We start from the raw sequence: 15,322 nt of genomic DNA, 5'->3' as shown, positions 1-15,322 counted from the left end.
CTTCCCCCGCCCCCGCCGCGATTACGTCATGAGCGACGATACGGAGGGCCAGCCCGGCGTCGGTCGCGTCGAGGCGTTTTCGGACGGCGTACTCGCGATCATCATCACGATCATGGTGCTCGAGCTTAAGGCGCCGGAGGAACCGGGCGTCGAGCATTTGTTGCGGCTATGGCCGGTCTTCTTCGCCTATGCGCTCAGCTTCACTTATGTCGGCGTCTATTGGGTCAATCACCACCGGCTGTTCAGCCATGCGAGGCGCGTGACCAACGGGCTGGTATGGTTCAACCTGCTCCTGCTGTTCGCGCTGTCGCTTATTCCGTTCTCGACCGCCTATCTGGGCGCACAGCATTTCAGCAGGGACGCGACCCTGCTCTACATGGCGTCGATGCTGTTTCCGGCATTGACTTACATCCCCCTGCAAAACGTGATCCGCAACACCGGTGCGAACACCGCGAACGCCGAAACTTACCATCGCCAGACTCAGCGCAAGGGGGTCATCGCGACGATAATCTACTTGGTCGGCGTTCCGCTGACGTTGCTGTCGCCCTGGGCCGGAATAGCGTGCGCGGCGATCGTCGCATTCCTATGGTTCCTGCCGCGCAGCCCGATCGACAATCTGTTCGGCGACTAGGCCGGCACCAACGCACGAAAGTAACTCGCTGTTTCGTGTGATACGCCCGCGAGCAGCACGCGCAGCCGGTCGTCGAATGCATCGGTGCTTTCGCGCCGGTCGCGATAGACCATCGTCCAGTCGCCAAATTCGCGTTCGTCGATCTGGCGGTCGCTCAATATTCGAAGATCGCGATGGCGCGGATCGACCGCCAGCCGGTCAAGCAACTCCTCGACACTGTCGTCATGTCCTTCGATCGCCTGAAGAAAAGATTCGCCTTCCGAATAGAGCAACCCCGTAACGCCCTCGAGCCCGTTGCGCACCGCCGCGTCCTGAACGATCGACGGTATGTCGTCTGCGGCGCGGCCACTTGGCGCGGTTGTAGTGCTTCGGTAGACGATCTGACGCATGTTACTCTCCTGAACGGAAATGGTCTGATGGCGTAACGATCAGGTCCTGTCCTTGCGCTGGATCAGTCTGCAAACGCGCTGGACTTCCTTAACCAACTCGCGCTAGGGCGGCTTTCAGGATGACGCAGCCGCTTGGCCTTACCCTGCGACTTACGCGCCCTTAGGCGCGGCTCATCCCACGCGCGCCGGCGACGGCGCGCACCGCGCCTAAGGGCCTGACCCTCCCCGCCTCTACCAAGACGAGAAGAGCCATGCTGCGCGATCCATCGACCAAATATCGTCCCTTCCCGACCATCGACCTGCCCGACCGCCAATGGCCGGGACGAACCATAACGACAGCGCCGCTCTGGCTGTCGACCGATATGCGCGACGGCAACCAAGCGCTGATCGACCCGATGGACGCCGAGAAGAAGACGCGGTTCTTCGACCTGATCGTCAAGACCGGCATCAAGGAGATCGAGGTCGGCTTCCCCGCATCGGGCGCGACCGATTTCGACTATATCCAAAACCTCGTCCGGTCGGGCCGCGTGCCCGACGACGTGACGGTGCAGGTGCTGACGCAGTCGCGCCGCGACCTGATCGAGACGACCTTCGAAAGCTTGCGCGGCGCGCCGACCGCGATCGTCCACCTCTACAACGCGGTTTCGCCGGCCTGGCGCAAGATCGTGTTCGGCATGTCGAAGGATCAGACCCGCCAGATCGCGATCGACGGCGCCAGGATACTGCGCGACTGCGCGGCGGCGATGCCCGATACCGACTGGCGCTTCGAATATTCCCCCGAAACCTTTTCCACCGCCGAAGTCGATTTCTCGGTCGAGGTGTGCGCCGCGGTGATGGACGTGCTGCAACCCACCGCCGCGAAGCCGATCATCTTCAACCTGCCCGCGACGGTCGAATGCGCGACGCCCAACGTCTATGCCGATCAGATCGAATATTTCGGCCGCCACATCCCCAACCGCGACTCCGTCGTCATCAGCCTGCACACACACAACGACCGCGGCACCGGGGTCGCAGCGGCGGAACTCGGGCTGATGGCGGGCGCCGACCGGGTCGAGGGCTGCCTGCTCGGCAATGGCGAGCGCACCGGGAATTGCGACCTGGTGACGGTCGCGCTCAACATGTACACGCAGGGCGTCGATCCGGGGCTGGATTTCTCGGACCTGGATGGCCTGATCAAGACCGTCGAATATTGCACCAACCTGCCCGTCCACCCGCGTCATGCCTATGCCGGCGAGCTGGTCTATACCTCCTTCTCCGGTTCGCATCAGGACGCGATCAAGAAGGGCTTCGCCGCGCGCGAGCGGCAGAATGACGATTATTGGGAAGTCCCCTACCTGCCGATTGATCCCGCCGATCTTGGCCGCACATACGAGGCGGTGATCCGGGTCAATTCGCAAAGCGGCAAGGGCGGCGTCGCCTGGGTGCTCGAACAGGACAAGGGGCTGCGATTGCCGAAACGGCTCCAGGCCGATTTCTCGCGCCACGTCCAGGCGCTGGCCGACCGGACCAGCAGCGAACTCAACGCCGACGATATCTGGCATCTGTTCGAACGCACCTATCTGCCGGGTGACTGGGACCGGTTGCGGCTGGAAGGCTATGACGAAACCCGCGCCGCGAACGGCGACCGCATCTTCGCCGGCAGCATCGCGGAGGGCGGCGCGGTCCAGTCGGTCAGTGGACGCGGCAACGGCCTGATCTCCAGCGTTCTCGCCGGAATGCGCGACGGGTTCGGCATCGACCTCGAGGTGGTCGATTATGTCGAACACGCGATCGGCCACGGCACCGACGTGCAGGCCGCCGCCTATGTCGAATGCCGCGCCGCCGACGGCTCGACCGTATGGGGTGTCGGGATCGATGAGGACGTCGCGACCGCCAGCGTGCGCGCCGTCCTCAGTGCGGCGAACGCTTCAGCCGCGGGCGGCCCATGAAGTCGCGCTTGCCCAGCTTCACGCCCTTCCAGCGCAGGATGTCGTACGCCGTCGTCGCGTGGAAATAGAAATTGGGCTGGGAGAAGGAGAGCAGGAAGTCCTCCGCGGTGAAGGGCATTTTCATCTCGCCCATCTCGAATCGCATATCCTGCCCGACGAAACCGTTGACCTCGTCGGGGCTCAGCGCCTCGACGGCGCCCAGCGCCTTGGCGATCGCTTCGCGCAGACCGTCGAACGTGCTCGGCCAGGGCGTCATGTCGGGCGAGAAAACGCCCGCCCGCACGCCCTCGATCGCGCCGATCGAATGCGCGGAGCACGATTTCACCTGATAGCCGAACGGCAGCATGTCGTCGGCCAGCCTGGCCTTGAGCAGATCGTCCGGCGCGCAACCGTTCTCGGCGCAATGCGCCTCCGCCTTGTCGAGCAGCCCGGCGACCGCGCCGAGGATCTGGATGTAGTTCGGCACGACCGCCGAATAGAGCGATAACGTCATTTCCCTCTCCCTCTCTTTATTTCGCACCCGATCTGCGCGTCGAGATAGATGTCCGGTTTGGTGGATCGCACCGTCACTTCGGTCACGCGCGGGTCGGACAAGCATAGCGCGGCGATCCGCTCGCACAGCACCTCCTGCAGCATGACGTGACCGCTCGCAGCGATCGCGCGGATGCCTTCGCGCACGCGGTCATAGTCGACCACCGCGTCGATCCGGTCCTCCGGCGGCGCTGGATAGGTGCAGGTCATCGCGACCGAAACCAGCACGCGCTGCGGCCCCGCCAGTTCCTCGGCATGGATGCCCAGCCCCATCCGCACCTCTAGCGCGTCGAGCCGGATCGTGTAGGTCGCCTCAACCATCGCGGCGGCCGGGCGTCGAGAACATCACATCGCCGTCGCGCCTGAGGAAGCGCTGGCCGTTGTCGACGAACAGGTTCTGGCCGGTGATCGCCGGGGCGGTGAGCAGATATTCGACCGCGCGCGCAAGCTCGTCGATCGGCACCGCGCGGCGGAGCAGGTTTTCGCCCGCGACCGCGGCAAACTCCGCGTCGCTCTGGTCGCCGCTCGGCAAAGTCAGGCCGGGCGACACGGCGTTGACGCGCACTCGCGGCGCGAGCGCCTGGGCGAGCATCATCGTTGCTCCCTCCAGCGCCACCTTGGTGCAGGTGTAGCTGAAGAAATCGGGGTTGAGGTTGGCGACCTTCTGATCGAGCAGATTGACCACCGCGCCGTTCGCCAATCCCTCCTGCCCCGCCAGTTTGCACGCCAGCGCGACCGGCGCCGCCAGATTGGTCGTGGTCAGGCTTGCCAGCAATGCGGGATCGAACGCCGGCGGCCGGTCGAACTCGAACACCGATGCGCAGTTGACCAGCCCGTCCACGGTGCCGTTCATCGCGTCCCGCGCCGCGCGGAAGATCGCGGCGGGATCGGAAAGATCGCCCGCGACCGTCGCGACGCGCTCGCCCGCCGGATCAAGCTCGCGCGCCAACGCCACCGCGTCGTCATCGTGCGGGTGGTGGTGGTGGATGACGACGCGATGCCCCGCCCCCGCCAGCGCGCGGACGATCGCCGCGCCGATCCGCCGCGATCCGCCGGTGACGAGAACCGTGCGCCTCACCCGCGGTCCTGCATGTCCATCAGCGCCAGCACCTCGCGCCGGCTGCGTTCGTCCTCGCGGAACACGCCCATCATCCGGCTGGTGACCATGGTCACCCCCGGCGTGCGCACGCCGCGCGCGGTCATGCAGGCGTGCGTCGCCTCGATCACGACCGCGACGCCTTGTGGCTTGAGGCCGTTCCAGATGCAGTCGGCGACCTCGGCGGTCAGCCGCTCCTGCACCTGGAGCCGCCGCGCGAATCCGTGAAGCACGCGCGCGAGCTTCGAAATACCGACGACATGGTCCTTGGGCAGGTATGCGATATGCGCCTTGCCGATGATCGGCGCCATGTGATGCTCACAGTGCGACTGGAACGGGATGTCGCGCAGCAACACGATGTCGTCATAGCCGCCGACCTCCTCGAACACGCGCGACAGGTGCTTTGCGGGGTCGTCGTCATAGCCCGCGCAATATTCCTTCCATGCCCGCGCAACACGTAACGGAGTGTCGATCAACCCTTCGCGACTCGGATCGTCGCCGGCCCATCGGATCAGCGTGCGAACCGCTTCCGCTACGTCATCGGGCACCGGTATCTTTGGTGACGGGGAGACCAGGTCGCCGTCGTTCAGATCGTCATCACGTTCGTACATCGGGTTTGCTTCAGCCCTCATGATACTATGACGCTACGGCAAGGCCGCCTCATCGCCGCCCAATATGGGCCTCACAACTGTTTCCTTTGCGCAACAGACGCGAACGACCGCCGCGGTTCGACGCCCTAGCCCATTGACGGCGTAAGTTTAAGCCTCCTAGATTTCAAATGTTCGGTATGAAGAACCGCGCCAATCGACAACAGATCGAGGGCGCACGGAGAGGGGATGTCACTATGAAGAAGTTCGAGCTTCTTGCTGCGTCGGCTATTGCGCTGATCGCCGCTACGCCTGTTGCCGCCCAGACGACGCCGCCCGCGCCGGCCGCAAGCGCGCCGCAAAGCACAGAAGATACCCAGATCGGCGACATCGTCATTACGGCGCAACGCCAGTCGGAAAGCCTCCAGAACGTGCCGATCGCAGTGTCGGCGTTCAGCGCTGAAGCGTTGAAGGAACAGCAGATCAATACGACTAGCGACCTTCAGCTTACACTGCCGAACATCACCTTCACCAAATCTAACTTCACGTCGTCTTCATCGTTCAACATTCGCGGTATCGGCGACTTGTGCGTCGGCGTGACCTGCGACGCGGCGACGGGCGTCCACGTCAACGATGTGCCTGTGCTCGGATCCCCGATCTTCCAGAACGAGTATTTCGACGTCGAGCGCGTCGAAGTTCTGCGCGGGCCGCAAGGCACGCTGTTCGGCCGCAACGCGACCGGCGGCGTGATCAACTTCATCACTGCCAAGCCGGACCTGTCGGGCTTCGGCGCATCGGGCGACGTCGAATACGGCAACTACAACAGCATTCGCGTGAAGGGCATGATCAACGTGCCGCTCGGCGATGTGCTGGGCGTGCGCGTCGCGGGCTATTACCTGAAGCGCGACGGCTATACGAAGAACCTGTTCACCAACTCGCAGATCGATGGTCGCGACCAGTTCGACATTCGCGGTTCGATCCGCTTCCAGCCCACAGCGAACACAACGATCGACATTGTCGGCCACTGGTTCAAGGAAAGCGACGACCGGTCGCGCGTCCAGAAGCAATTGTGCCACCGCGACCCGACCGGCGTGCTGGGCTGCCTGCCCGATCGCTTGGCGACCGAACAATTGAACGGCGACGCCACGCTGGCGTCGGTCCTGACCAGCCGCGAGTTCATCAACGTCGCGCTGGGCGCGCTCGCGCCGACCTTCCGCCCGCTCGCACTGGGCAGCGTCTACGGCACCGATGGCGACGTCTATTCCGGCTTCACCAACCCAAGCGACTTGCGCACCGTCAACATCGACTCGCTGCCGCGGTTCAAGACGCAGGAAAAGCAGGTCCTGGTGAACATCAGCCAGGATTTCGGGCAGCTGAACCTGAAGATCGACGGCGGCTACACCGAGGGCAACACCGACTCGACGGTCGACTATAATGTCGGCGTCGAACGCACGCTGGTGAACAATGCCGGTCTCGTCGCCTTGGCGGCCACCGCCGCGGCGCCGGGCGCCGCCTTCCCTGGGGGCATCAACCCGTTCACGCAGTTGGCCGCGACCCTGATTCCCAACGGTGCCGCGGGCCCGTTCTGTCAGTCACAGGCGGAATTCACGCGCACCGGCGTCTATGGCGGGCACAAGGTTTGCGACAGCCGCACCAGCCTCGATTTCGACCGCTCGACCGCGCGCGGCAAGCAATGGTTTGCTGAAGGAATCGTTTCCACGAAATTCGACGGCCCGGTCAACTTCCTGCTGGGTGCCGGGTATCTGGACTATAAAGTCTACGACAACGAGTATTTCGTGAACTCGTTCGCGCTCGATTACGCCGCCGGTCTGCTCGGCGCGGCGAGCGCGCTAGGCACGCGCGCGGCGGGCGGGACCATCCCGAACGTCTATCGCGCGTCACCGTTCTACGACAACGATTCGCGTTATTATCACCTGAAGTCCTACGGCCTATTCGGCGAAGTGTACGGCGAGTTCTCGAACAAGGTGAAGCTGACGCTCGGCCTGCGCTACAATCACGATTCAAAGTTCTATTCGGCGCGGACGATCCTGTTCAACGATTCGAACGGCAACGGCATCCTAGTGCCGTACGGATCGTCGGACATAACGCAGGCGATCAACTATTCGACCGTCGATTTCGACACGTCGTTGGCGGGCAATCAGCCCTACGCCAACAACAGCGTCAGCTTCGGGCGCCTGACCGGTCGCGCGGTGCTGGACTGGAAGATCACCGACCGCAACCTGGTCTACGCGTCCTATTCGCGCGGCTATAAATCGGGCGGCATCAACCCGCCGTTGTCGCCGGTTTTCGCGGTGCCCTCGACCTTCGGGCCGGAAAGCGTCAACGCGTTCGAAATCGGGTCGAAGAACACGTTCCTCAACGGCACGCTTCGCCTCAATCTGACCGGTTTCTACTATCAGTACAAACAGTTGCAGCTCAGCCGTATCGTCGCCCGGACATCGGTCAACGACAACGTCGACGCCGACATTTATGGCGCGGAGGCGGAAGCGATCATTAAGCCGTCGAGCTCGGTGCTGGCCAATCTGTCGTTCAGCTACCTCCATACCAAGGTCGTGACCGACAAATTGCTCGGCAACACGCAGGATCCGTCCGGCGGGCGGGCCGATGCGGTGATCATCAAGGACATCACCAACGCGTCGAACTGTGCGGTTGGCGCGAACAATGGTTCGGCGGCGCTGTCGAACGGTTACGTCGCTGCGGTCAACGCCGGCATCGGGCTTGCCGCGCCGGTTGCGATCCCCGGCACCGGCACGACCGGCGCCTTCTCGGTCTGCTCGGCGCTGCAGGCAACCGCGGCTGCGCCGCCCGCCGCGCTCGTCGCTGCGCTCGGCCTGCCGGTCGGCACGACCAGCATTCCCGTGACGGTCTATATGAGCGGCGTGCCGGTCAACATACGCGGCAACGAACTGCCGCAGTCGCCGCACTATAAGTTCTCCGCCGGCATCCAGTGGACGGGCAAGTTCGGCGACGGCTGGAGCGTCACGCCGCGCATCGACCTAGCCTATACCGGCGGCTATTACGGCAGCATCTTCAACAAGACCGTCAATCGCATCCAAGGCTATGAGGTCATGAACGCCCAGATTCAGGTCAACGGGCCGAACGAGCGTTTCTACATTCGCGGCTTCATCCAAAACCTGACCAACAACAACGCGATCACCGGCCTCTACGTGACCGACCAGTCGTCGGGCCTGTTCACCAACGCGTTCACGCTTGAACCCCGCCGTTACGGCGTCGCCGCCGGGTTCAAGTTCTAAACCGCGAGTCCTCGGCCGGCGCAACCCGGCCGGGGACTCGCCAGGTCGCATTCAAAAAATCACTTAGCGCCGTCTTCTGGCGACGGGGCCCGATGATCGTGGCGTATCGAAATAGGAAAAGGGCCTCGGAATTTTTTCCGGGGCCTCTTTTTCGTGGTCGCCCGCCCACCTTAGCCGTGACGCTACGGAAAGGCGGGTGGATAAGTCCCGGTCGGACACGGTGCGACCGCCGCGCAACAGTCACCGAAAAGACGCAACAACACGTCACAACCTGCCCATTGACGGCGATAATTTTGGCTCCATAGGCTCGGCCACTTCGTCAGAAACCGCGCGAACCGGCCCGAGACCGGCAGCGCTAGTAGAGAGGATATTCCTGTGAACAAGTTCGAGCTTCTCGCCGCTTCGGCTATCGCGCTGATCGCCGCAACGCCGGCGATGGCGCAGACTGCGCCAGCCCCCGCCCCTGCCGCGGCGGGCAGCCAAGACGACACCGCGTCCGAAAACGACATCGTCATCACCGCAACCAAGCGTGCTTCCACGTTGCAGGACACGCCGATTTCGGTCTCGGTGACGACCGCCGACGCGATCGAGCGCTCAAACGTCCGCGACCTCATCGACCTCCAGACGATGGTACCGTCGCTCAAGGTCAGCCAGCTGCAAAGCTCGGCCAACACCAACTTCATCATCCGTGGCTTCGGCAACGGCGCGAACAATATCGGCATCGAGCCGTCGGTCGCCGTGTTCGTCGATGGCGTGTACCGCTCGCGGTCTTCGGCGCAGATTTCCGATTTGCCCAACATCCAGCGCGTCGAAGTGTTGCGCGGTCCCCAATCAACCCTGTTCGGAAAGAACGCGTCGGCCGGCGTGATTAGCATCGTCACCGCCGTGCCGAAGTTCGAATTCGGCGGCAGCGCGGAGGCGAGCTACGGCAATTACAACGCCGTCGTGTTGAAGGCCGACGTCACCGGCCCGATCGCGAAAAACGTCGCGTTCAGCATCGCCGGCAACTACAACCGCCGCGATGGTTACGCGAACTACGTGAACCTGGGAATCAAGGGCAACAATCGCAATCGTTACGGCGTCCGGGGCCAGTTGCTGTTCGAACCGAGCTCGGACTTCAAAATCCGCTTGATCGCCGACTATGACCGCGTCGATGAAATCTGCTGCACCGTCGCCAACCTGGTCGACGGCCCGACCGGCGGCGCGGTCCGCGCCGTGGGCGGCCAGGTCAATTCGAACCAGCGTTTCTCCTACAACAGCTACGCCAATTTCCCCTCGGTCACGAAGATCGACAATTACGGCTTCTCCGGCCAGATCGACTATGCGGTGACCCCACAACTAGCGTTGACCAGCATCAGCTCGTATCGCCGGGTCAAGACCTACACCAACGCCGATTCCGACTTCACCAGCGCCGACCTGATCGGTGAAAACTCGCTGACCACGAAGGTCGATACCTACACCCAGGAAGTCCGGCTGGCATCGAGCTTCGACGGCCCGATCAACTTCCTGATCGGCGGTTTCTATTTCAAGGAAGACATCAAGAGCGACGGCCAGCTGACCTTCGGTCAGAACTTCAAGGCCTATGCCAACCTGCTAACCCGCAGCGTGGCTTATCCGACCGGGGCGTATAGCGCGCTGGAACCCACATTGCGGGCGTTGCTCGGCTTGCCGGCGTCTACCCCGGCGACCGCGTTCGGCGCAGCCGGTCAGGGGCGCTTCGAGCATTATAAGTATGCCAACAACGCCTTCTCGATCTTTGGCCAGGTCGACATCAAGCCGGTCGAGAATCTGACGCTGACCGCTGGGTTCAACTACACCAACGACCGTAAGAAGGTCGCAACCAACGACTCCAGCACCGATACGTTCTCGGCGCTGGACCTGGTGCAGGCCGGCTACAACCTGGGCGTCACGCCGGTAGCGTTCGGCGGCCTTGGCCTCACTCCCGCACAGGCGGCAGCTTTTGCGGCGAACCGCGGCGCGGGTGGCAACCCGTTCCTGGCGCTGCAGCCGCTGCAGTTCCTGCCGCCGTTCCTGAACTACCCGAATTCAGTCGAAAGCGGGAAGACGCACGACGACAATCTGTCTTACACCTTGCGCGTCGCCTACAAGTTCAACCGCAACCTGAACGCCTATGCGAGCTACGCGACGGGCTTCAAGGCGTCGTCGTTCAACCTGTCTTATGACAGCCGCCCGTTCGCGAGCGACTTCATCCCCGGCTCGCCCGTGACGAACCCGGCCGCCTCGCCGATCCGCAGCGCCGGCCTGGCGGTCAACAACCTGACCACCGGCACGCGCTATGCTGGTCCCGAAAAGGCGCAGGTCTACGAAATCGGTGTGAAGGGCAATTTCGAAGGGTTTGGCTTCAACCTCGCGGTGTTCAAGCAAATCCTGAAGGGCTTCCAGAGCAACACCTTCACCGGCACCGGCTTCAACCTCGCCAATGCCGAGCAGCAATCGACCAAGGGTTTCGAAATCGACGCGACGATGTCGCCGATCAAGAACCTGACCTTCACTGCGTCGCTGACCTATCTCGACCCGAAGTATGACAAGTTCACGCAAGGGTCGGCGATCAATCCGGCAACCAACACCTATGTAATTGCGGACCTCAGCGGCACGACGCCGACCGGCATCTCCAAATTCTCGGTCGCGGTGGGGAGTACCTACACGATGCCGATCGGCAATGATAAGGCATTGATCTTCCACGTCGATTACAATCACAATAGCGCGTTCAAGATCATCCAGGGCCTGCCCTACAAGGCTGCACCGGAATACCTCAACGCATCGCTTGGTCTGCAATTGTTCAAGGGGCTCGACCTCAGCGTGTGGGGCCGCAACCTCACCGCGCCCAACTACAATGTCGTGATCTTCCCGGGCGTTGCACAGACCGGCACGCTGTCGGCCTATCCCAGCCCGCCGCGCACCTATGGCGTGGATGCGAAGTTCAAGTTCTGACACGGATCGCCCCGGCTGGCGCGCCAGCCGGGGCCTCTCGACGTCTCGAATCTAGAGCAAGCCCCGGCGATCCGATCGCCGGGGCTTCTGCCTACCCCAGCCGCGCGGCATGCCAGGCGATGTGATCGGCGATGAAGGTCGAGATGAAATAATAGCTGTGGTCGTATCCCGACTGCATCCGCAACGTCAGGTCGATCCCCGCGCGGTGACAGGCGTCGGCCAGCAGTTCGGGCTTCAACTGGCCCGCCAGGAACCGGTCGGCATCACCCTGATCAACCAGGATTTCGGGCACGCGCGCGCCGTCCGCGATCAACGCGCAAGCATCATACGCACGCCATGTCGCTCGATCCTGTCCGAGATAGCCCGTCAGCGCCTTCTCGCCCCACGGGCAGTTCAGCGGCGACACGATCGGCGCGAAGGCCGATACGCTCCTGAAACGGCGCGGATTACGTAGCGCGACAGTAAGCGCGCCGTGGCCGCCCATCGAATGGCCGACGATTCCCTGCCTCTCCATGTCGACGGGCAAGGCCGCCGCGACCACCGTGGGCAATTCGTCTTCGATATAGGACCGCATCCGGAAATTGGCCGACCAGGGCGCCTGTGTCGCATCGACATAGAAGCCGGCGCCCTTGCCGAAGTCGTACGCCGCATCATCGGGAACATCGTCGCCGCGGGGGCTGGTGTCGGGCGCGATCAGGATCAGACCATGCTCGGCAGCATAACGCTGCGCCCCGGCCTTGGTCGTGAAATTCTCTTCGGTGCAGGTCAGCCCGGCGAGAAACCACAGGACCGGAAAAGGCCCCTTCCCTGGCGGCACGAAGGCGGCAAAGCGCATCGGCGTCCCCGTCACGCTCGACCGATGGCGATAAACGCCTTGGACGCCGCCGAAACATCGTTGCTCCGACAGCGTCTCCAGCGTGGAATTGGAACTCATGCGGGGCGGTAAATCGCGCAGAGCTTGTTGCCGTCGGGATCGCGGACATAGCTCAAATGCATCGGGCCGAGCGGGCCGCCGTCGCGCTCACCCGGCGGATCTTCTATCGACTTGCCGCCATTTGCGACGGCAACATCGTGAAACGCCTTCACTTGATCGGCAGAATCGCACTTGAACGCGACCGTACCGCCATTGGCAAAGGTCGCAGGGGTATCGTCGATCGGCTCCGACACGCCGAGCATCCCGCCATTATGCGGATAGAACAGCCGGACGTGGCCGGTCGCGGCAACATTGCGGATCGGCTCGCCCTTAAAGCCCAGCGTGCCGAGCACGGCGGTGTAGAAGGTCTTCGATCTTTCTATGTCGTTCGACCCGACGAAAATGTGATTGAACATCGCTTCCCTCCTTCGTTGCTCAGTATACGACGACGCTGCGGATGGATTCACCGGCATGCATCAGGTCAAACCCCTTGTTGATCTCTTCCAGCGACAGGACGTGGGTGATCATCGGGTCGATCGCGATCTTGCCGTTCATGTACCAGTCGACGATCTTGGGCACGTCGGTGCGCCCCTTTGCCCCGCCAAAGGCCGTGCCGCGCCAATTGCGCCCGGTGACGAGCTGGAACGGACGCGTCGCGATCTCCTTACCCGCTTCGGCGACCCCGATGATGATGCTGGTGCCCCAGCCGCGATTGCAGGCCTCCAGCGCGGTACGCATCACCTCGGTGTTGCCGGTCGCATCGAACGTATAGTCCGCGCCGCCATCGGTCAGCTCGAGTATCTTCGCGATCGTCTCCTCGCGGCTCAACCCCCTGGAATTCAGGAAGTCGGTCATCCCGAACTTGCGACCCCATTCCTCGCGGTCGGGGTTGATGTCGACGCCGATGATCTTGCCCGCGCCGACCATCTTGGCGCCCTGGATGACGTTGAGGCCGATCCCGCCCAGTCCGAACACCACGACATTGTCGCCCGCCTGGACCTTGGCGGTATTGACCACCGCGCCGACCCCGGTCGTCACGCCGCAGCCGATATAGCAGCTCGTCTGGAACGGCGCGTCCTCCCGGATCTTCGCGACCGCAATTTCGGGCAGCACGGTGAAGTTCGAAAAGGTCGAGCAGCCCATATAGTGGAAGATCGGCTGGCCCTTGTAGCTGAACCGGCTCGTCCCGTCGGGCATCAAACCCTTGCCCTGCGTGGCACGGATCGCGGTGCACAGATTGGTCTTGCCCGACAGGCACGACTTACACTGGCGGCATTCCGGCGTGTAGAGCGGGATGACGTGGTCGCCAGGCGCGACGCTGGTCACCCCGACGCCGATCTCGCGGACGATCCCGGCACCTTCATGACCCAGGATCGAGGGGAAAATCCCTTCGGAATCGAACCCGTCCAGCGTGTAGGCGTCGGTATGACAAATGCCCGTCGCCATGATCTCCACCAGCACCTCACCGGCCTTCGGCCCCTCCAGGTCGACTTCGACGATTTCCAGCGGCTTCTTGGCTTCGAACGCCACGGCAGCACGGGTTTTCATGGACTCTCCGTTAGTCTGATGCCCGGCTTCTAGGCTTTCGGCCCCGCGAGGCAATCAAATCGCGGCCATTCCCGAGAGAAAATCGTGCATCCTAAGGCGTGACAAGCGCAAAAAGGCAGCGCACAAGGCGCTGGCGCACTAGGAGGCGTACGAGTCTAAGGCCCGTAACCGGCCCAAAAGAACAGGAAGGAATGCAATGGCTACTGCACCCAAGACCGGCGGCATCCACGCCCCCGTCACCCCTTCGCCCGAGCTCGCTGCCGTCGTCGGTTCCGACGCGCTGCCGCGCAGCCAGGTGATCAGCAAGGTGTGGGACCACATCAAGAAGAACAACCTGCAGAATCCCGCCAACAAGCGTGAGATCCTGGCCGACGACAAGCTGAAGAAGGTCTTCGGCAAGGACAAGGTGACGATGTTCGAAATGAACAAGCACATCGCCAAGCACGTTAAGGCTTAAGCTGGTCCGTTCAAAAGGGGGCGCCGCGGGGAACCTGCGGCGCCCCCTTTTTTTGCCCGCGTCAGGCGGGAAGCATCTCGGCAAACAACCGCGCGAAGGTATGCGCGTCACCCGGCCAGCGCGCGGACAGGTAATTGCCGTCGCGCACTACCCAGGCGGGTCGCTCGTCGCGCAGGGAATCGCGATATAGGCCGCTCGTCTTGCGGCTGCGATCCGGGGCATCGACGGGGACATCGATGAAGTCGCTCGGGTCGGCCAGCGCGCGGGTGACTTCCTGTTGCACCGACATATAGCCTTCGGGCTGGCCGGGGCCATCGGGATACGTGCGGTAGTAGTCCGGGTCCCAGCGGCGCGTGCGCTGCGCGATCTTGCTCGCCGATCCTTCGAACCGCCAAGTGAGCGCCGTTGTCTTGCGACCATATAGGACCGATCTGTCCGTCGCGTCACAGCTGCGCGCTGCCAGCAACACACCATGGCATATCGCCGCGACTGGTTTACCGGCTGCAAAGAACTCTGCGACCAGCGCCTGCAAGACCCGACTCTCCAGATATGCGCGCATACCCCGCGCACGATGCCCGCCCGGCAGCAGCAAGCCGTTGAAATCCCCGACCTTGACCACATCCCAGCGGATCGGCGTCAGGAACGCCGGGTCGCTCGCCATCGCACGATACGCCGCACGTGCATCGCCGTTGGCGCGCAGGATCAGCCCGATCACAGGGAGACGCCGCAACAGGGGCACCCCGCCCCACCAATCTAGCCCAACGCCGGTCAGCATGATCTCGTCGCCCATGCCAGGCCGCCCATCGGGCGTCGCGAAGATCACGCGATGGCCCTGTGCGGTCAGAACACGCCAGCTCACCGCCACCTCGGTCGGATCGAAATCGTACGCCGGAATCGGGATCAGGACATTGGCGATCGCGCGCCCTTTCGCGAAAAATGGTGGTCCCGGAGGGACTCGAACCCCCGACGCCCACTTTAGGAAAGTGGCGCTCTATCCGGCTGAGCTACGGAACCA

Annotated in this window: 14 protein-coding genes and 1 tRNA gene; 5 read left to right on the top strand and 10 right to left on the bottom strand. The window is 63.1% G+C overall.

Annotated features, from left to right (window positions below):
• Window positions 1-28: 28 nt before the first annotated feature.
• Window positions 29-631: a TMEM175 family protein gene (locus J0J06_RS04375; RefSeq protein WP_294040119.1), complete on the top strand. Its 603-nt coding sequence runs from the start codon at window positions 29-31 to the stop codon at window positions 629-631.
• Here J0J06_RS04375 and J0J06_RS04370 read toward each other — a convergent pair.
• Entirely contained in the window at window positions 628-1,020 is a 393-nt protein-coding gene (locus tag J0J06_RS04370; protein WP_294040118.1) for a BLUF domain-containing protein, read from the bottom strand. The genes J0J06_RS04375 and J0J06_RS04370 overlap by 4 nt on opposite strands.
• Before the next feature lie 251 nt (window positions 1,021-1,271).
• Here J0J06_RS04370 and leuA point away from each other — a divergent pair, with 251 nt between their 5' ends.
• Window positions 1,272-2,948 carry a 2-isopropylmalate synthase gene (leuA, locus tag J0J06_RS04365; protein WP_294040117.1) on the top strand — a complete coding sequence of 559 codons (1,677 nt, stop codon included), beginning with the start codon at window positions 1,272-1,274 and terminating at the stop codon, window positions 2,946-2,948.
• Here the strand turns inward: leuA and J0J06_RS04360 are convergent.
• From J0J06_RS04360 to folE, 4 genes are read right to left on the bottom strand one after another with little or no spacing between them, the layout of a single operon-like run.
• Window positions 2,911-3,441, bottom strand: coding sequence for a DUF1993 family protein (locus J0J06_RS04360; RefSeq protein ID WP_294040116.1), 531 nt, complete (start codon window positions 3,439-3,441; stop codon window positions 2,911-2,913). The genes leuA and J0J06_RS04360 overlap by 38 nt on opposite strands.
• On the bottom strand, window positions 3,438-3,800 hold the full coding sequence (locus J0J06_RS04355; protein ID WP_294040115.1) for a dihydroneopterin aldolase: 363 nt from the start codon (window positions 3,798-3,800) through the stop codon (window positions 3,438-3,440). Before J0J06_RS04355 ends, J0J06_RS04360 begins: the two co-directional genes overlap by 4 nt.
• Window positions 3,793-4,557 carry an SDR family oxidoreductase gene (locus J0J06_RS04350; protein ID WP_294040114.1) on the bottom strand — a complete coding sequence of 255 codons (765 nt, stop codon included), beginning with the start codon at window positions 4,555-4,557 and terminating at the stop codon, window positions 3,793-3,795. The genes J0J06_RS04355 and J0J06_RS04350 overlap by 8 nt, the downstream gene beginning before the upstream one ends.
• Window positions 4,554-5,186, bottom strand: coding sequence for a GTP cyclohydrolase I FolE (gene folE / locus J0J06_RS04345; RefSeq protein WP_294040829.1), 633 nt, complete (start codon window positions 5,184-5,186; stop codon window positions 4,554-4,556). Before folE ends, J0J06_RS04350 begins: the two co-directional genes overlap by 4 nt.
• A 233-nt stretch (window positions 5,187-5,419) precedes the next feature.
• Between folE and J0J06_RS04340 the strand changes: the two genes are divergently transcribed.
• The gene (locus J0J06_RS04340; protein ID WP_294040113.1) at window positions 5,420-8,437 is read left to right on the top strand and encodes a TonB-dependent receptor; all 3,018 of its coding nucleotides are present in this window, start codon (window positions 5,420-5,422) and stop codon (window positions 8,435-8,437) included.
• A gap of 375 nt (window positions 8,438-8,812) precedes the next feature.
• Window positions 8,813-11,389: a TonB-dependent receptor gene (locus J0J06_RS04335; RefSeq protein WP_294040112.1), complete on the top strand. Its 2,577-nt coding sequence runs from the start codon at window positions 8,813-8,815 to the stop codon at window positions 11,387-11,389.
• Window positions 11,390-11,480: 91 nt separating this feature from the next.
• Here J0J06_RS04335 and fghA read toward each other — a convergent pair whose 3' ends face one another.
• From fghA to J0J06_RS04320, 3 genes are read right to left on the bottom strand one after another with little or no spacing between them, the layout of a single operon-like run.
• On the bottom strand, window positions 11,481-12,323 hold the full coding sequence (fghA, locus tag J0J06_RS04330) for an S-formylglutathione hydrolase (protein WP_294040111.1): 843 nt from the start codon (window positions 12,321-12,323) through the stop codon (window positions 11,481-11,483).
• Window positions 12,320-12,718, bottom strand: a complete 399-nt coding sequence (locus tag J0J06_RS04325; protein ID WP_294040110.1) for a VOC family protein — start codon at window positions 12,716-12,718, stop codon at window positions 12,320-12,322. The genes fghA and J0J06_RS04325 overlap by 4 nt, the downstream gene beginning before the upstream one ends.
• A 19-nt stretch (window positions 12,719-12,737) precedes the next feature.
• Complete coding sequence (locus tag J0J06_RS04320; RefSeq protein WP_294040109.1) at window positions 12,738-13,850, bottom strand: S-(hydroxymethyl)glutathione dehydrogenase/class III alcohol dehydrogenase; 1,113 nt, start codon at window positions 13,848-13,850, stop codon at window positions 12,738-12,740.
• 196 nt (window positions 13,851-14,046) lie between these two features.
• Here J0J06_RS04320 and J0J06_RS04315 point away from each other — a divergent pair, with 196 nt between their 5' ends.
• Window positions 14,047-14,307, top strand: coding sequence for an SWIB/MDM2 domain-containing protein (locus J0J06_RS04315; RefSeq protein WP_146570735.1), 261 nt, complete (start codon window positions 14,047-14,049; stop codon window positions 14,305-14,307).
• 61 nt (window positions 14,308-14,368) lie between these two features.
• Here J0J06_RS04315 and J0J06_RS04310 read toward each other — a convergent pair whose 3' ends face one another.
• Both J0J06_RS04310 and J0J06_RS04305 read right to left on the bottom strand, forming a co-directional pair.
• Window positions 14,369-15,211, bottom strand: a complete 843-nt coding sequence (locus J0J06_RS04310; protein WP_294040828.1) for a type 1 glutamine amidotransferase domain-containing protein — start codon at window positions 15,209-15,211, stop codon at window positions 14,369-14,371.
• Between the two features lie 33 nt (window positions 15,212-15,244).
• Window positions 15,245-15,321, bottom strand: a tRNA-Arg gene (locus tag J0J06_RS04305).
• Window position 15,322: the final 1 nt, after the last annotated feature.

The sequence above is a fragment of the Sphingomonas sp. genome (assembly GCF_017304615.1).
In the GTDB taxonomy this organism is placed as follows: Bacteria; Pseudomonadota; Alphaproteobacteria; order Sphingomonadales; family Sphingomonadaceae; genus Sphingomonas.
Note: the sequence above shows the minus strand (reverse complement) of the source record. Positions and strands in the feature narration are given on the sequence as shown.